Here is a 19,044-nt window from a genome sequence, read left to right on the forward strand (position 1 = left end):
GGTTAGATAGATTGATATAGATCAATTAATACAAAAGCGGTAGCACAACCATTAATCCCCATCGCTTAAAAATCTCCCTGATAATTGATCACGAAATTACTAAATATGCAAATTAACCAATACAACAAAATAATGACGATACTTGCCCTCGTTATCGATAAATATTTTAGACAAATCTTAAATAAATCCGCATTATGATTTTAAACATCAGCCTAATCTAAATCGATGATAATAATCCTGTAATAAAAATCGCACCCAAGGCCATAAAAACGTTGTACTAAAAATAGATAACCAATATTTTGCCGTTATCGGAGCAATATTAGCCAGTGCCATAATCCAATATTGTAATGCTAAATAAACAGCTGTTGAGATTAGTACAAGAATAATTTGCTGCCATGGCGGAAAACTGTGAATAAGTACCTGGAAACGAATGAAAAAATAGGCAATAACTGTAAATAAAAGCGCATGCTGCCCCACCATCGTACCTGTCAATAAATCAAGCAAAAAACCACTAATAAAAGCTGTGCCGATACTTACCCGATGAGGAATGGTCATCATCCAAAACAACAAGACCATAAATACCCACACCGGTTGCAACCATACAGCCTCTGACGGCAAAGGCAGGATGGTAAGCATCATTGCAATTAAGAGCGTAATACCAATAAAAATAAAATCTCTTGAAAAGCTATTTTCCATTATCCTCACTCACAGGAGTCAATTTTTATTTTAATTCTTCCTGAACTGACTTGACTAATGAAGCTTTACTTGGCCAAACCATTAACACCTGCTGTGACCGGTCTAAATGCGCCGATTGCCGCAATATAATTGTTGAAAAACGTTTAGAAAAATTATACCTCATTTCAGACACGACACCCACCGGATAACCTAGAGGATAACGAAGCCCGAGACTAGACGACACAAAAAGATCACCCTTCTGAATATCGCTGGTATCAGGTACATTAATTAACACCAATTTTTCAGAACTACCTATTCCCACAGCAATAGCACGAATTCCATTACGATAATCCTGTACTGGAACAGCACTTTTTCGATCAGAGATCAACATAACTTTGCTTGTTAATGGCCCTACTTGGACCACTTGACCAACCACACCATAAGCATCCAGCACAGGTTGACCTACATAAATATGATGGCGCCCCCCTTATCAACAATAATTTGCTGTAAATTCGGATCCAAATTCACCGCAAGCAATTGAGCAATAATTACCCTGGCATTACTGACATGAGAAGTTGACTTTAATAATTCTCGCAATTGAGCATTTTCGTGTTCTAGCGCGAGTAATTTTTGCAATTTGGATTCTAATAACAACTCATGAGCACGTAACCGTGCACTATCGGCGACTAATTGCTGTTGGGTAGTAACATTCGTGGCAATCCAGTGAATGGTCTTGATCGGCACATTGACTAGATATTGAATAGGGAGTACTGCTAACACTAAATTAGCTCGTATTTTTTGAAAAAACGTAACCTTCTGATCAAGAACAATTAAGGTGACAGCAAGCCCTATAAATAGAAGAGCACGGAGTCCTGGTGGCATTGAAGAGCGTGTAAAAATTAACTTGATGGCTCTTTCCTCTTTAAAAGCAAAACGCTATCAATCACGTGAAAGAAATTCACCACCCATTGAGCGCATTAACTCTAACGCTCGCCCGCCACCACGAGCCACACAGGTTAAAGGATCTTCAGCTGCTACAACAGGTAATCCAGTTTCTTCCATTAGGAGCTGATCGAGATCTTTCAACAAAGCGCCGCCGCCTGTTAATACCATCCCTCGTTCAGCAATATCGGCTGCCAATTCTGGAGGCGCTTGCTCTAGTGTACTCCGAACCGCACCTACAATTCCGGAAAGAGATTCTTGTAACGCTTCAAGAATCTCATTATTTGTCAAAGTAAAGCTGCGCGGGACACCTTCTGCTAAATTTCGTCCACGCACCTCTATTTCTTTGATTTCGTTATTAGGAAACGCTACAGCAATTTGATGTTTAATACGCTCAGCCGTTGTTTCACCTATTAAAACACCATAATTACGACGAACGTAACTAATGATGGCTTCATCAAAGCGGTCGCCACCAATGCGTACAGACTCAGCGTAAACAATACCACTTAACGAAATAATGGCGACCTCAGTAGTGCCACCGCCAATATCGACTACCATTGAACCGCTAGCTTCTTCTACCGGCAAGCCAGCACCCATTGCAGCCGCCATTGGCTCTTCAATCAAATACACTTCGCGTGCACCCGCACCTAAAGCGGACTCCTTAATGGCGCGTCTTTCCACCTGCGTTGATCCACAGGGCACACATACTAATACACGTGGGCTTGGACGCAAAAATCGTGTTTTATGTACTTTATGAATAAAGTACTGCAACATCTTTTCAGTCACATGAAAATCTGCAATAACACCATCCTTCAGCGGTCTTATAGCAATGATATTACCCGGTGTACGACCCAACATGCGTTTAGCTTCAGCGCCCACAGCAGCCACTCTTTCCTGACCACCACGCTTATCTTGTCGGATCGCTACTACCGAAGGTTCATTTAGCACGATACCTCCCTGTTCTACCATATAAATCAATGTATTAGCTGTTCCTAAATCGATAGATATATCGTTAGAAAGTAAACCACGTATTTTTTTAAGCATGGATAATCTCTTCTCGGTGAAGTGTTCGAAAATGCAAACTCACTTTAACTGAAAATCAAAGATGAGAGAAGTAGCTAATGGAAACGTTATCTCATTGCGTTTTCTAGTTCAATTGATAGAGTATGAGGTGCACTAACTCTATCCTCTCACACACCCACCATATTCAACCATTTTGACATTAAGATCAGGATGGTTTTGACTATGCGACATTTACATAAAATGACTAACACAATATACCTAGAAGATTATATTAACTGGAATGTTTCCATCTTAAAAGTCGTCTTACTCAAAGGGTCTCGTCAATATGCACAAGACTACACTTTCAGCATCTTAGGTAGAGTTCGATTATTTTATTATATGCACACAAAGAACCAATCAGCCTTTCAAAGAAAGAATAGTACTTCCCTAAGAATCAACTGTTTTGGATTATACCATATCGGTATTTAAATAAATAGTTTTAAATTGCATGACACTGAGCCTAGAAACGTAAAGAGATTTATGGTATGGAAAAGTGTTTTTCTCCGAAAATTCTAATTACTGGAACAGAAGTGCTAGGACGACGTTTATCGTCCCCTGAGTTGTCATTCTCTCATCACTTGCTACTACTTTTACTCTCCTCTTAAACTATATAAACACCATATTGGCGAGCAAGGAGATTTTCGATCGATTTGTATCTTAATTACACGGGTTTTCTAGTCTTTTTTATGAGTAAGACGTTTGCTAATGGTAAACTCATCTAAGGCATTATTTATTAAGATTGAATGATATATACAAGGGCGTTTAGAGAGAGTGTTGTTGTTAAAACGATCGGGGGAAACTGCATTCTATGCTAACCTAGCACGTGTTTTAGATCGCGATATCAATTTATTTGATAGAAGTCAATCTTCTCGGAGACCTATCAACTCACTTTATATACTTCTCTAAATAGTTCCAGTCCAGGTTTCTCGCTGCTAATGATTGAAATTAATTAAACCAATTCATAGTTACTTCAATGCGATTATAATTTAATTGATTTAATTAAGTATTAGAAGAACTTATCATTAATATTGTGATTTTTTTAAACCAACCTGACATTAGTATTAATTGAAAAATAAAGATCTATATAACTAGTCATTACAATATCGAACAAGCTTATCATAATTTTCTAACAGAATGCGGAAGAAATCACTTAGACTTAGTTAATTCTCAACTAAAGTTAATAGAGGAGTTATATGACTGCACTTACTTATAACTTAGAATACAAGATTTATACTTTTTATATGGGACTCAATTATAATGATAGACTTCATGATTGATTAAGCACTAATACTATTAGCCAAAAGATGTTGTTAAATCCTTTGTAATATAGCACGAAAATTTTGGACTAAGAATATTCACACTAGATTTATTTGCAATCAAGAATGGATGAAAACACCACATTATCAAAATAACTACATGAGTATAAACGTCCGGTTGTACTAATAAATAGAGAGAAATGCCCATGTCCAGAAAAATCCATGAAAGTGAAATAGCGGATTTATTTGCCTCAGGTAGTAATATTTAGTGAAAACATTAAAAGGATGACCGCATTTAACTTATATGGTTATGACGATTTGATTTCTATAAACACTAAATTTGAAAGAAATTAAAAAAGAAAGCATATGTTTTAACGACCCACTAATACAGAAACGAAACTCCATAGTTATAAAACGAAAAAATTAATAAAACTCAGCACCGCTAAATTATAGTGGGCACTCTTAATCTTGCAACCCTAAATAGTCCTTTCGGACAGTTAGGCAAAATAATGAAAGCCTTCACAATCAAATAACCTACAGATAGGATTTTTTAAGAAGTCACTCACTATTAGTGTCTTTTAAGGAGGGACATCTGTCTTGTTCTATTGTTAAAAGCGAAGATAAAAAATACAGTTTTATTTGGAAAGAGAAAAGAAAATTAAAAGTATACACTTAGTATTAAAACAGAAAAAAATAATTCCCAAATTAGTGAAATTCTATCTAGAACATTTACATTAATTATATGAACTCCAAATCAGCTAATAACGCAACCAATACTATTTCAAGATGATATTTCAACCATCATGAGCTTTGATACAAAGGTAAGAAGGAACCATTGAGTCAAGTAATATTAAAATCATTGTGTTAAAAATCTTTAATACTGCGTTACGCTAAGATTAAAGTATAATATTACGATATATCTGATATAATTAACAATTAACGGAAGAATTGATCAACGACATTAAAAATAAATATAACAGATAATAGAACTTTATAGTCAACATTCGGGATATTTCTTTAAGGTTATCTCTTACCACCCGAGAATATAATCGGAATAAATAAATACGAAAAATAGTTACTTTAAGAAGAAAATAATTTAGTTGATGTACTCCACTGAACTGAATCATAGGAATTTAGGGTTATAATTATTTAAAGGAATGATACAAGCACTTTCTTGCTAATCAATATTGTTATTCATTCTTCGATAAATGAAGACAAATGAGAAAGACTTACAAACATGAACTATCGATTAATTAAAACTGATTTAACAACTACAACTAATTGAATAACTGCTTTTTTAGGGTAAATGTACAGGAGATGGTGACACCATTTCCACCATGCATTTTAGCGATATCTTCCGCTCTACTCACATTTTGTCTTTCTAGCATAGATTTTAGAGTGGTCTTAATTATTTCGACATTTCATAAGACGAATCGGATGAGGCACAGATTCTCAACTTCGAGATAAAAGGTTTCCTAAACTCAGGCCGTTTTGATTTAGCATTATTGGCAAAGATTAGATATAATCCTTTCCTCAGTTGGGGGAAATAGCTGTGTCTATATTAAACGCTGATGACATTGATAGAATAGCACATTTAGCTAAACTAATTATTCCTGAAAATAAAAATCAATCGATGCAAAGGGAACTCAACAAAATTCTCAATTTGGTGACGAAAATGGACGAAGTAGATACAACTACAGTTGAGCCACTTTCGCATCCTTATGACGTATCTCAACCCTTGCGTGAGGACATCGTCACCGAACCAAACCAGCGCGCTTTACTCCAAGAAGTGGCGCCGCAAATTGAAGCTGGACTTTACATCGTCCCCCTCGTCATCGAAAATGAAGAATAATTGAAAGAACATGCACCGAAAAACCATTGCCGAATTAAGCCAAGAACTGCAACATAAAAACATATCCAGTGTGGAACTCATACAACATTTCATCAATCGCATTAAAAAGCTCGACAGCATACTCAACAGCTTTATTACCGTGACAGGAGAATATGCTTTAGCTCAAGCAAAAGCAGCTGATGCACGGCTAGCAAAAGACGAAGCAACCCCGTTAACCGGCATTCCTATCGCACAAAAAGATATTTTCTGTACCAAAGGCATCAAAACCAGTTGCGGTTCAAAAATGCTCGATAACTTTATCGCTCCTTATGACGCTACTGTCGTTGAACAACTAAATCATGCAGGCGCTGTTCTGATAGGAAAAACAAACATGGATGAATTTGCCATGGGTTCTTCGAATGAAACTAGCTATTATGGACCTGTTAAAAATCCATGGGATATCGAGCGGACTCCAGGGGGATCATCCGGTGGTTCAGCAGCTGCCGTTGCTGCCCGGATAGTGCCTGCCGCAACGGGCACTGATACAGGAGGATCAATTCGTCAACCAGCTGCTTTATGCGGTATAACTGGCTTGAAACCTACCTATGGCCGCGTTTCTCGCTTCGGTATGATCGCTTTCGCTTCTAGCTTTGATCAAGGTGGGCCACTAACTCAAACCGCACAAGACGCGGCACTATTGCTCAACGTTCTGGCTATGCACGACCAGAAAGATTCAACCAGCATTAACAAAAATACACCCGATTACACTGCCACACTAAATGATTCCTTGGAAGGTTTAAAAATTGGTTTGCCGAAAAACTACTTTAGTCAAGAATTAAATTCAGGCGTTGCAGCCTCTATTGAAGCTGTAAAAACAATATTTGAAAAATTAGGGGCCACCGTCGTAAACATTCACTTGTCTCACATAGATTTTGCCGATTCTGCTTATTATGTGTTAGCATTCACTGAATGTTCTTCTAATCTTGCGCGCTACGATGGTATTCGATACGGACATCGCTCCAACAATCCCATAGACTTGGATGACCTTTACAAACGATCCCGCTCAGAAGGTTTTGGTGCTGAAGTAAAACGTCGCATTATGATTGGTACCTATGTGCTTTCTGCCGGTTATTACGATGCTTATTATTTAAAAGCTCAGAAAATTCGTCGATTAATATGTAACGATTTTAGTGATGCGTTTAAAACTGTCGATATTATTTTAACTCCCTCAACGCCCACACCCGCATTCAAAATAGGTGAAAAAACGTCAGATCCGATAGCAATGTATCTCTCTGACATTTATACTATCCCTGCTAATTTAGCAGGTTTGCCCGCCATTTCTTTCCCCGTTGGTTTTATTAATCACCTACCTATCGGAGCTCAGTTAATTGGAAATTATTTTGATGAAGCGCGTCTATTAAATGTGGTTTATCGTTATCAGCAAGAAACAGATTTCCATAAACGATTGCCATCTAAATTGAGGTAAATAAGATGGAATATGAACCGGTTATTGGTTTAGAAGTGCATGTCCAATTACGCACAAGAACAAAAATTTTTTCTGGCGCCTCTACAACTTATGGCGCAGAACCTAATACGCAAGCTTGTGCGATCGATCTTGGTTTTCCAGGTGTTTTACCTGTTTTAAATAAAGAAGCTGTCAAACTGGCTGTTCGTTTTGGTTTAAGCATCAAAGCCACTATCGTGAATCACTGTATTTTTTCAAGAAAAAATTATTTTTATCCAGACTTACCGAAAGGCTATCAAATTAGTCAACACAGATTGCCAATTGCTAAATCGGGTTGTCTTAATGTTGAGAGCGAAAATGGGGGTATAAAACGCATTGGCATTGAGCGAGCGCACTTGGAGGAAGATGTGGGAAAATCTATTCATGAAGGCATGCAAGGCTATTCCGGAATTGATTTCAATCGGGCTGGGATGCCCTTATTAGAAATCGTTTCTCATCCTGATATTCGTTCTGCCACCGAAGCTGTTACTTACTTAAAAACCCTGCATACGCTTGTGCGTTATATCAACGTTAGCGATGCTAATATGCAAGAAGGCGCCTTTCGTTGTGATGTGAATGTTTCATTACGCTCTCAAGGTGAAAAGAAATTTGGAACACGCACCGAAATTAAAAATGTTAATTCTTTCCGCTTTGTAGGACGTGCTATTTTATTTGAAATTGAACGCCAAAAAGAAATTTTAGAAAACGGTGGAAGGGTTGTACAAGAAACGCGATTATATGATGCCGTACGCAATGAAACACGACCCATGCGAATGAAAGAAGAAGTGCACGATTATCGTTATTTTCCAGATCCTGATTTGTTACGGGTAGAAATCACACACGCATTTATTGAATCTGTAAAAAAACAGTTGCCCGAACTGCCATGGGAAAAACGAAAGCGCTTTGAAGCAAGTTATCAATTAAGCGGTTATGATATTAAATTGCTATCTTCTAATGTTGACATAGCTAATTATTTTGAAACCATAGTAAAACTAGATCAAACCCTACCTCATAAGCTTGTAGCCAACTGGATCAACGGCGATTTAGCCGCCGCGCTAAATAAAAATAGTCTCTCCATTACAAAGAGTCCCGTCAGTGCTGAACAATTAGCAACTCTTCTCAGTCGTATTGCTGATAACACTTTATCCGGCAGCATGGGCAAACAAGTATTTGAAGCTATGTGGAAGGGTAAAGGTGATACAGATTCGATCATCGAACAGCAAGGGTTTAAGCAAATTACTGACGCCAATACCATCGAAAAAATTATTGACGAAGTGATTGCCAATAATCCCAAACAGGTCGAACAATACTGCGCAGGTAAAAAAAACTCATCGCTTTTTTTGTTAGCCAAGTCATGAAAGCCTCAAAAAGCAAAGCCAACCCGCAACAGATTAATGAATTATTGAAGAAGAAATTATAAAGGTTATCCCTATTTATTCAGTTTAATACTCATATAAATCTTAGAAGTAGAGAGAAAAAGATAGGAGTTGTAATGGCACAATTGATAAACGAAAAGCGAATTTTATATTTTTTGATTTTTTAGCTTTTTAATTTGGTTTTTTTATTTAATCTCAAATTAACTCACTATGTTTTCGCGGAATTTCTCCGGAGTGCTGCATAGCTGCATAATACGCTGATGGAAGTAAAGCGCAGAATCGTTGAGTAGTTTAACAGTTTGATAGCGAGTAATGGTTGCAAGTTTGAGTTAATGAAAAGTGATTGACAATATCACTCCTGTCATATTAGCAACTATCAAACGATGCAAAGTTTCAAAACTCATCTAATCTAAATCTGGTTTCCGCTTACGTAGTTGCCATTGAACACGTTTCCAATGCCTGTTCTCTCAAAAAATGATATTTTTTCAATAAAAACAATATTTCTTTTTCAATATTAGCTATGTTATTTTTTCTTTTCTAATAATAATTTTTCGATAACGCCATGTAAAAGTCTATAGTAAAAGGATGCATAAAATAAATCACGAATGACTAAAATTTTGGAAATCGATAATATTGAATCGTATCCAGTTCACCATACGTTCATTGACTTGTGAACAATATTTTCTGTGTTATTTTCACACTTATTAACGGCGATTTTAAACAACAATTTCTAGAAATTGTTGTTTAAAATCGCCGTTAATAAGTGTGAAAAAGTTTCTAATGCAAGGAATAATACCTAGTCGGAGAGTACTTATCAGGGTATCTTCTTCTGACTTTTAAGTAACTGCAACTTCCCAACCTCGTTATGAAATAATAAGTACTTATTTCACAATCATTAATTATGCTACGGACGCAACTAAAATATGAGTTGGCTCACAAAACACTGTTCTGCAGATTTTCCAAAATTAATCGAAGCAGACTGCGTATATAGATACCGGAAACAAGTACCGACTTTGAATTTGTGCATTTCATTATCTGGAGACAGAAGAAAAAAGCCTAAAGTCCTCCCTATACTCCGGCAACTATCGTAATAATTTACCATTTTAAATGATTTGAATGTTGAATGAAATCTAAAAGAGATACTGCGTGCGTTCTCGATGCACTGCAAATGGATAAATTGTGCCCTTATAATTAGCAGCTAAACAAAAAACACTTATTTTTGCTAAGCAAATAAAAGGAAATAATTACGTTTTTAAAAATAAAGACCAATCACTATAATATGCGAAAGGTTTAAAACTCAATCCCTCACAAGCACTCAATAAATCGGAGTTCAGTGAATAGCCTTTATAACAAATCACCAACATTGCTTTAGTTATTACTTACGCAATACAAAACGTTCAACTGAACATACCTTAAAAAAGAAAGAAAAAATTAAATTAAGAGTAAACTATTAAAGTAACAATAAGAACCTTATCGTTATGCATAACGATGCCCATGCTCTAGTTAAAGATGCAAGCATTAATGGGCAATGCCAGACAATTTAGAAAAGAAGGTTACCGTGATCCAACACGTTGACAAAAAGCTTTAATTTTTATTTGCTAATATAGTTTCGGTTGTCAATAATGAAGACTTGTGGCACTCATACTAATAAACTGATTAAATCAATCAATCGGTCAGTAAGAAAGCTATTCAGCATACTATTTTCATGAAAGCATAAGTTTTTGTTTTCTTCTTTCTATAAAGAGGAAAAATCTGCCAATAAATTCTCCTATTAATCAGCTCTTTTTGGTAGCGTATCTTTGTGTTTTATAGAAAGTAAGTATATTCATTAAGTAATCTTACTGTTGTAAGATGAGAGTGGTATCAGTAGCAACGTCTCACCGTTTTATTTATGCCATAGAAATAGTGATACACTGGCTAAGTTGTAATAGTAAACATAATGAAGTACCGGACTTAATTAATTTTTAAGGATAAGCTACTTGCCAAAATGATTTTAAAATAAACTAGGTGATAAGAGTCTCAAATAATAAAGTCAATACGTATTGCATACGCATAAACATAAAAGAGAGTAGAAAGAAACACACAAGAATAAGGACGATGTTTAGCCCTATAAAAAGATTTCGCAACTGTAGTAGCCTGTGTACCTAAATGATTTGATACATCTCCCCAGAGAGCGAAATATAAGGCTTTTAATCACTACACCTTCCAATGGATATTAGCTCCCCGCGGGATGACACAGGTTTTGCTTCGCTTAATACAGTTACTTATTAGATTTCGCAGCCAAGTTATGAAACAAAGGAGCTAAGATTTTTTTCGATAAATTTCAATAAGTCAATTGGTATAGGAAATACGATAGTCGATGTTTTATCTCTTGCTAAATCTATCAAAGTTTGGATGTAACGCAACTGTAATGACTGCGGCTGTTCCGCCAAAATTTCCGCTGCTTCTTTCAAGCGCTTCGCAGCTTGATATTCACCTTCTGCATTGATCACTTTGACACGTCGTTCACGTTCCGCCTCCGCCTGCCGTGCAATTGCCTGCACCATACTCTCTTCCAAATCAACATGTTTAATTTCGACATTAGCCACTTTAACACCCCAGGAATAGGTCTCCGTGTTCAAAATTTCTTGAATGTCCTTATTTAATTTCTCACGTTCAGCCAATATTTCATCAAGCTCATGCTGTCCCAGAACTGAACGCAACGTCGTTTGTGCTAACTGACTCGTCGCTTCATCATAATCTTCCACTTGGGTAATTGCCCGTTCAGGATCAATCACACGAAAATAAACTACAGCGTTCACACGTACCGATACATTATCACGTGAAATTACATCCTGACTAGGTATATCCATCACTACTGTGCGCAAATGTGTACGCATTATTTTCTGAATGACAGGAATTACAACGATTAAACCAGGTCCTTTAACTTTCCAAAAATGTCCTAAAGTAAAAATAACACCTCGTTCATATTCTTTAAGAATATTAATCGCAGAAAATAATAAAAGTAAAACTAATATCGCGGCAGTAATTAAGATAATAATCATTATTTTTTCCATTCCACAGATTTATTTACTAATGGCACAAACTATATAATATGTACCACATAAAACAAGTTCCTGCGCTAGCTAAGCATCATCATGCACGAGCAGCACATAATCAATGCCGGTACAGGAATACAATTTGAATATCTGGGCATTTGAATATTAAAGTTACTCAACCACCCGCCCACATCCGATTACAAAATCACGACTTGATAGCTTTTTGAAACTACGCGCAAAAAATAGCTGATTTATGAGTATGGGAATTACTACGTAAAGATGTTCAAAGACAACTACAATAAACCCATAGCTAATATTAAACTAGAAAACTAACGAATGAACGAAGGCTTTCAAAATTACTAGCTCTCGTATTACTTGAATTATTATGGCACCATTAAAGCTGGGACGGTGTAATCTTTGTAGTTCCTATACGTTTGTGGCCCAGAATTGGGTCTAGCAAAAAAAATGACCTAATTTTAAGCTTCGTCAAGTGTTGGACAACAGAGGGCTACATTATGTACCTAAAATTTGAATCCAACAAGGATCACACGCACATGCTAACAGCAAAAAAATGTCACTCTAAGTTGTATCTCTGGTTAGCGCCATTTGTCGTCGGGGTTGTCGCTTCCTCATTTTATGCTTACGATTTCCTGGTTCGCGTCATGCCAATGGCGATGGCGCATGAATTGTTAAGCACTTTCAAAATCCAAGCAGGTGAATTAAGTATCTTATTCAGTGGATTTTTTTATGGCTATGCGTTGATGCAAATTCCCGTAGGTATGTTATGTGACAAATTCGGCGCTAGACGTTTGCTTTCCGGTGGTTTAGCTATTTGCGCATTTGCCACCTTCCTTTTTGGTTTAACCAACTATTTCCCTATCGCTATAATTTCACGTATCATCATGGGGTTTACTGCCTCCGTTGCTTATCTCGGCGCTTTATGGGTTGGTGCTTATTGGTTGGGCTCGCAACGTTTTGCAATGTATGCTGGCCTAGTTCAAGTGTTAGGATGTATCGGCGCCGTTATCGGTTCAGTTCCTGTCGCTCACTTAACCAAAATCTACAGCTGGCAAAAAACGACTTATTTTATCGCAATTGTGGCTGTACTTCTTGCCATTTTAAACTGGATAGTGATTCGAGATAAACAGAAAGCAGCCAAATCAGTCCAAAATGCTAAGATTGTCCAAAAGGACCGTCGCTTCCACTATGTCGGTGAGGTATTCAAACGCTCTCAATCTTGGTGGATTGCTTTATTCGGTTTTGCTATTTGGGGACCTGTTGCGCTCTTTGCTACCTCATGGGGCGCCCTATTTTTAATGAGCTCACATCATTTTACCAACATTGAGGCTACGAGTCTGATATCGCTCATGTGGATTGGCATTGCTGTAGGCGGCCCCATTTTTGGATGGTGGACGAATTTTATTAAACGACGTCGCTTGCCCATTATTATTGCTGCCCTTTTGGGATTCATCGTGATTTCATTAATCTTATATATTCCCGAACTTCCACGAATAACATTGGCTATCTGTCTCTTCCTTTTAGGCGTAGCTTGCTCTAGCCAAGCTATTGCTTTTGGATTAGTCATCGATAATAACCGCCCCGAAGCGGTTGGTACAGCATCCGGCTTAACAAATACGGGAATTGTTTTCGCCGGCGTTGCTTTACAACCATTTGTAGGACTATTACTCGATATATTCTGGGATGGACAAGTGATAAGTGGTGCGCCTGTTTATAGTTTTCGCGCTTATCAAATTGCACTCACGATGCTTCCCGCTCTATTTGTATTGGCACTAATTATCGGAGGATTTGTGGTAAAGGAAACGTATTGCAGAAATCAGTATTGACCTAATATCTACGCCATTCCGAGCATACCCAAAAGCTCAAAAGAAATATCTTGACAAAATTATACCTATTGTTACGTGGAGATGGAGAAACAAACACAGGACTGGATGAATGCAGAACTGACGGGTATACTATCTGTATTTTATAAAACTTGTGGATGCCTGAAATATCTTAAATGTTCTTAACGAACTAATTTAGAAGATGAAAATAAATACTAAAATAAGAACTATATAAAGAGGTTCTGTATAAGTGAATGAGCGTTTTAATATCTCTTCCTGCCTTAGTAGCTATTAAATTCTTTATGTACTGCGGCAAATTGATTCAACTATGTATTATACACTACAGGACTGTCACTAAGCGGTACATCATGGAAATATGTAAATAACCTCTCTGGTGAGAGGGGCTATTGATTAATATAAATGAACACGTAAATCACTTGTAAATCAGTGAGATTTAAGATATCTGAAAATCGTAAGTATTACGGGGAGACGGGAACCGCGTTTGTTAACGGCCTTAGAATTAGAATTAATTCTCTAATGAAAGACAAGGTCCTAAAGTAGACATTTTTTTGTTTCATCGACACTTTAACAGGAAACGGCTTTCTATCCTATCAGAATAAAGTATTCTTAAATGACTTCAAATAAAGAAAGCCATCTGTTGATTTCTATTCTTGTCGCCAAGAAGTACCTTCTGGGAAATCTTCAATAGTTATAGAAAGATTACTTAATTGATCGCGAATTTGGTCAGCTGTTTCCCAATCTTTTTTTACCCTTGCTTCATTACGTTCAGCGATAAGAGCTTTAATTTTTTGGGCATCCATTTCTTTTTTACCACCTTGTAAAAATCGTTCAGGAATTTGATCTAATAGACCAAAAATATGACTGAGATCTTTCAATTCAGCACCCAACATTGCTGCTTTTTCTAATTGATTGTCACTGCGAAGTCGATTAATTTCTCGAGTCATTTCAAATAGAACGGAAAATGCCGTAGGGGTATTAAAATCATCATCCATAGCTTCCTTAAAGCGATCCGTGTACAGGGAAGATGATTGCAGCTTTTTATCCACACGCAACAAACCACGTAAGGCAAGATAAAATCGTTCCAAAGCGGCGAGACTATTATTTAGATTTTCTTTGGAATAGCTAAGAGGACTACGATAATGTCCTGATAACAAAAAATATCGTAGAACTTCGACATCGTTTTCTTTAAGTGCTTCTCGAACAGAGATAACATTACCGAGCGACTTCGACATCTTTTCTTTCTCAATTTTAAGAAGACCTGCGTGCATCCATAACTTTACAAAGAGCTTTTTTTCAGCTGCTTCAGATTGTGCGATTTCGTTTTCATGGTGGGGAAATTTTAAATCGAGTCCACCTCCATGAATGTCAAACGGTTGCCCCAAAAGACTGCTTGACATCGCTGAACACTCGATATGCCAACCAGGTCGACCACAACCCCACGGAGAATCCCATTTAGGTTCTCCACGTTTTGCTTGCTTCCATAAAACGAAATCTAAAGGATCGTGTTTATTTTCGCTAACCTCTACACGCGCACCCGCCCGAAGCTCATCTAAGTTACAATTAGACAGTTTTCCATAATCTTTAAAACGACGCACATCGAAATAAACATCACCATTCTGTCCAATATAAGCACTTTCATTTTCAATTAATTTTTCTATTAACTGGATAATTTGCGGTATATATCGCGTTGCTCGTGGTTCTTTATCAGCTGATAAAATATGCAGCGCTTTTTCATCTTCATGCAAGATTTGAATAAATCGTTCTGCCAATGCTGCAGGATTTTCACCCCTCTCTTTAGCATGACTAATGATCTTGTCATCAACATCAGTAATGTTACGCACAAAACTCACTTCATAATTTCTCATTCGCAGATAACGCACAATCATGTCAAAAGTCATCCATGAGCGTGCATGGCCGATGTGCATGCGATCATATACTGTCATTCCACATACATAAAGTTTGACTTTGCCTTCTTCGATTGGTTTAAATTCTTCTTTTTGTTTCGTTAAACTATTAAAAATTTTCAATGCTTCGCATCTCGCAATCGTTTTTGAATAGTTTTGGCATCCATTAATAAAATTAATTTCCCTAATTCTGGGCCACGTTTAGCGCCGGTTAAAGCTATTCGTAATGGTTGATACAGAGCTTGCCCTTTAAGATTTAATTCTCCCTTTAAATAGTTTATTACTGACTTCAAATCTTTATCAAATCGCTTAAAGGCTTCAGCCGCTTTTTCAAAATAGACGCTGTCTGTCTCTTGTAAGTATGCTTTCTGCATTGGCTTAAACAGTTGTGTACTGTTGAAGCAAACATCAATCCAATAATGAACATCTTTCAGAAAAATCACATTAGGCTTTATTGTTGTCAAAAATAAATCGGTCTTTTCCGCAGGGATTTTTGATTTTAATCCATTCCCTACCCACTCCCAAAAATGGTCATAGGAGAATTGTTCAATAGCTCGTTTTTGCCAATAATCCAGTTGTTGCGCGTTAAATTTAGTGGGAGATTTACTTAACGATCCTATATTAAACCCTTTTACCAATTCAGAGAGCGAAAGAAAAGCGTTGCTTTCACAATAATGGCCCAAACGTGCTAAATAATTTGTCACGGCTTCGGGCAAATAACCCATTTCACGTAATTCTTTAATACTTCGACTCCCCTGGCGTTTGGATAAGGGACTACCATCTTGTCCCACAATTAAAGTGATATGACCATAAGCGGGTACGGCCAAATGGAGCGCTTGTAAAATTAAGAGCTGCCGTGGTGTATTGGTTAAATGATCTTGACCACGTAATACATGAGTCACCTCCATAAGCGCGTCATCGACGGCATTACAAAACATAAAAGGTGATATGCCATTAGCACGGCGAATAATAAAATCACCAATATCGTTAGTTTGAAAGCGTTGCTCACCTCGCACTAAATCAGTAAAGGTCACTACTTCACCATCTGGCACACGAAAACGCAAAGTAGGTTGTAACCCCTCAGCGCGTTTTTTCCCTACTTCTTCTGAAGATAAATAACGACACGTACCAGTATAACGCGGCGGTTTTGCAACAGAACGTTGAATTTTCCTCAGTAATTCTAATTGTTCTTCACTGCAAAAACAAGGATATGCCTGGCCGGCCGCTTCTAAACGCCGATAATAATCTTCATAAATAGCTTGTCGCTTGGATTGATAGTAAGGCCCTTTTTTCTCTCTCTATCAGGGCCTTCCTGCCAATCTAACCCCATCCAATGCAGATCTTCTCGAAGCCAAAAATCAAATTCTTTTTGGAACGCTCAACATCGGTATCTTCAATTCGAAGCAAAAAAATACCTTTTTGCTTTTGTGCAAAAAGGTAGTTAAATAAGGCTGTTCGAGCATTTCCTAGGTGCATAAGGCCTGTTGGACTTGGACAGAAACGACTTTTTATCATTAGACTCATTCTTGAAAACACATTATTATGACAATTTTTAATCTGCTTTCCAACGCATTTTAGACGATGAAACCTCATACTTTATTTATTTCCGATCTCCATTTAGAAGAAGGAGCACCGTCAGTCACTGCTCGTTTCTTCGATTTTATGGAATATCAGGCTCCTAAAGCAGATGCTATTTACATTCTGGGTGACTTTTTTGAAGCATGGATTGGGGATGATAATCAGTCAGTTTTCAATCGACAGATTATTGAAGCACTTCGAACTCTCATTGCAAAAGGGCCTATAATTTATTTCATGCGAGGTAATCGAGATTTTTTAATCGGCGAAAAATTCGCAACAGCCGCTAATACTGTCTTATTGGAAGATCCAACGGTGATTTCGCTTTATGATAAATCTACTTTATTAATGCACGGCGATAGTCTCTGCACATTAGACCATAAGCATCAAATTTATCGGCGAAATGTCGCAAAGCCGTGGGTAGAAAAATTAATGTTATCCCTCCCTTTATCGCTACGACGTAAATTAGCTAAAGGACTCCGCAAAAAAAGTCGCAATCACAATAGATATTTATCTATTAAAATTCAAGATGTTGAAAATGAAGAAGTAAAACGAGTTATTCAACGACACAACGTCGAATTACTCATTCACGGTCATACTCATCGTCCCGCTATTCATGATTTAACCGTAGGCCAAAAACCCGTTCAACGGATCGTCTTAGGTGCCTGGCACGAGAATGGAAGCGTTTTACGTTATTTTGACAATGGACAATTTGAATTGCATACTTTTGCTTAGCTGTTTTTCTGCTGGCTATTTTTTCGTGAGTGCGAATGACGGAAAGTAGCAAAATTTGTATCGTCATTTCTAGAGATATTATTAAGAAAAAATTAATTTTCTCTTGCTCCTTTATGTGATAGAACTTCGAGTTGATTGTGTTAATTTATTTTTCCATAAAAAATCAATCGATCTTCAATTGAAAGGAGGAAAGTTTTTATGACTAAAGTTTTTCATGTGTTTTAAAAGAAACTCAATTTGAACAAGAATAGCTGCAATAATTCGACCTAGCCGACAATAAACGAAAAGGAAGCTAATTATTCATCTTATTCCTTCAGAAAGGAACAGATTTTACTTCAAGGGAATTTCTTCTAATCACTTATCCTTTCAATAACTTATATTAACATTTTTCTATTTTTCGTGTATCTTAAAACTGAGCGTTTTCTTGAATAAGACGGATTATATAACAATCTGATTATCTAGCTGCTTTTTATCTCTCACATCCTCTTTCTGCTAAATGAAGAAAAAAGAGGACAAAGATGGCATAGAAAATTACCTCCTATCTAGCGCTCAACAATAAACTCTTCATTTCTTTTACTGCTTCGGAGAGTCCAATTAATACAGCACGTGAGATAACACTGTGACCGATATTAAATTCGTTGATAACAGGAATAGCAGCAATTGGTTGAACATTGTAAATGGTTAAGCCGTGTCCGGCATTAACGATGAGACCAAGATTATCGGCGTAAGTGGCTGCTTCGGTGATTCGCTCAAGTTCTAGATTATGTTCGCGATCAGTTTTTGTATTGGCATAATGGCCGGTGTGAATTTCAATGACAAAAACTTCACAGGCTTTGGCAGCATCAATTTGTTTTTTATCAGGATCGATAAATAATGAGACTTTGATGCCTGCTTTGGCAAGGCGAGCGCAAATTTTCTTCATTGATGCCTGTTTTCTCGCCACATCCAGTCCTCCTTCTGTGGTTAATTCTTCGCGTTTTTCAGCTACTAAACAACAATGCTCGGGTTTAATTGCTTCCGCAAACTGGATGATGGGTTCGGAAGCAGCCATTTCCAAATTTATAGGAACAGTCAATTGTTGTTTTAAATTACGCACGTCCTCATCCTGGATATGCCGGCGATCTTCGCGTAAATGAAGAGTAATCCCATCAGCACCTGCATCGACAGCAATAATTGCGGCTTCAACAGGATCAGGATAGGTAGTACGGCGCACTTGTCGCAATGTGGCGATGTGATCGATATTCACTCCTAAACGAATCATTTAATGTCTCCTTTTTATCTTTC

General features: G+C 37.2%; 11 protein-coding genes and 2 pseudogenes. 5 read left to right on the forward strand and 8 right to left on the reverse strand.

Features of this window, described 5'->3' with window-relative positions; genetic code table 11:
* Positions 1–207: 207 nt before the first annotated feature.
* The 3 genes and pseudogenes from mreD to LG660_RS02775 form a co-directional block, all read right to left on the reverse strand.
* On the reverse strand, positions 208–696 hold the full coding sequence (mreD, locus tag LG660_RS02765) for a rod shape-determining protein MreD (RefSeq protein WP_258267205.1): 489 nt from the start codon (positions 694–696) through the stop codon (positions 208–210).
* A gap of 25 nt (positions 697–721) precedes the next feature.
* Positions 722–1,557 (reverse strand): annotated as a pseudogene (gene mreC, locus LG660_RS02770) (rod shape-determining protein MreC).
* Between the two features lie 57 nt (positions 1,558–1,614).
* Positions 1,615–2,661 (reverse strand): rod shape-determining protein, encoded by a 1,047-nt coding sequence (locus tag LG660_RS02775; RefSeq protein ID WP_258267206.1) that lies wholly within the window; start codon positions 2,659–2,661, stop codon positions 1,615–1,617.
* Positions 2,662–5,487: 2,826 nt separating this feature from the next.
* On the opposite strand from LG660_RS02775, the gene gatC reads away from it, so the two are divergent.
* The 3 genes and pseudogenes from gatC (at position 5,488) to gatB (ending at position 8,690) form a co-directional block, all read left to right on the forward strand.
* Positions 5,488–5,787: an Asp-tRNA(Asn)/Glu-tRNA(Gln) amidotransferase subunit GatC gene (gatC, locus tag LG660_RS02780; RefSeq protein ID WP_258267207.1), complete on the forward strand. Its 300-nt coding sequence runs from the start codon at positions 5,488–5,490 to the stop codon at positions 5,785–5,787.
* 10 nt (positions 5,788–5,797) lie between these two features.
* Positions 5,798–7,252, forward strand: coding sequence for an Asp-tRNA(Asn)/Glu-tRNA(Gln) amidotransferase subunit GatA (gene gatA, locus LG660_RS02785; protein ID WP_258267208.1), 1,455 nt, complete (start codon positions 5,798–5,800; stop codon positions 7,250–7,252).
* A gap of 5 nt (positions 7,253–7,257) precedes the next feature.
* Positions 7,258–8,690, forward strand: a pseudogene (gene gatB / locus LG660_RS02790) (Asp-tRNA(Asn)/Glu-tRNA(Gln) amidotransferase subunit GatB).
* Positions 8,691–10,931: 2,241 nt separating this feature from the next.
* Here the strand turns inward: gatB and LG660_RS02795 are convergent.
* Positions 10,932–11,690, reverse strand: a complete 759-nt coding sequence (locus LG660_RS02795; RefSeq protein WP_258267209.1) for a slipin family protein — start codon at positions 11,688–11,690, stop codon at positions 10,932–10,934.
* 548 nt (positions 11,691–12,238) lie between these two features.
* Here LG660_RS02795 and LG660_RS02800 point away from each other — a divergent pair.
* Positions 12,239–13,528 carry an MFS transporter gene (locus LG660_RS02800; RefSeq protein ID WP_258267210.1) on the forward strand — a complete coding sequence of 430 codons (1,290 nt, stop codon included), beginning with the start codon at positions 12,239–12,241 and terminating at the stop codon, positions 13,526–13,528.
* A 662-nt stretch (positions 13,529–14,190) separates the two neighbouring features.
* Here LG660_RS02800 and cysS read toward each other — a convergent pair.
* The 3 genes from cysS to LG660_RS04325 all read right to left on the reverse strand — a co-directional run bounded on the left by cysS (position 14,191) and on the right by LG660_RS04325 (position 17,043).
* The gene (gene cysS / locus LG660_RS02805; RefSeq protein WP_258267727.1) at positions 14,191–15,591 is read right to left on the reverse strand and encodes a cysteine--tRNA ligase; all 1,401 of its coding nucleotides are present in this window, start codon (positions 15,589–15,591) and stop codon (positions 14,191–14,193) included.
* On the reverse strand, positions 15,570–16,706 hold the full coding sequence (gltX, locus tag LG660_RS02810) for a glutamate--tRNA ligase (protein WP_258267728.1): 1,137 nt from the start codon (positions 16,704–16,706) through the stop codon (positions 15,570–15,572). Before gltX ends, cysS begins: the two co-directional genes overlap by 22 nt.
* Before the next feature lie 64 nt (positions 16,707–16,770).
* Positions 16,771–17,043 carry a glutamate--tRNA ligase family protein gene (locus tag LG660_RS04325; RefSeq protein WP_309137047.1) on the reverse strand — a complete coding sequence of 91 codons (273 nt, stop codon included), beginning with the start codon at positions 17,041–17,043 and terminating at the stop codon, positions 16,771–16,773.
* Between LG660_RS04325 and LG660_RS02820 the strand changes: the two genes are divergently transcribed.
* Positions 17,032–17,760, forward strand: a complete 729-nt coding sequence (locus tag LG660_RS02820; RefSeq protein ID WP_258267211.1) for a UDP-2,3-diacylglucosamine diphosphatase — start codon at positions 17,032–17,034, stop codon at positions 17,758–17,760. The two genes, LG660_RS04325 and LG660_RS02820, sit on opposite strands and share 12 nt — an antisense overlap.
* Before the next feature lie 538 nt (positions 17,761–18,298).
* On the opposite strand, the gene pdxJ is transcribed toward LG660_RS02820, so the two are convergent.
* Positions 18,299–19,021: a pyridoxine 5'-phosphate synthase gene (gene pdxJ, locus LG660_RS02825; protein ID WP_258267212.1), complete on the reverse strand. Its 723-nt coding sequence runs from the start codon at positions 19,019–19,021 to the stop codon at positions 18,299–18,301.
* Between the last annotated feature and the right edge of the window lie 23 nt (positions 19,022–19,044).

The sequence above is a fragment of the Coxiella-like endosymbiont genome, from assembly GCF_024730665.1.
Classification (GTDB): Bacteria; Pseudomonadota; Gammaproteobacteria; order Coxiellales; family Coxiellaceae; genus Coxiella.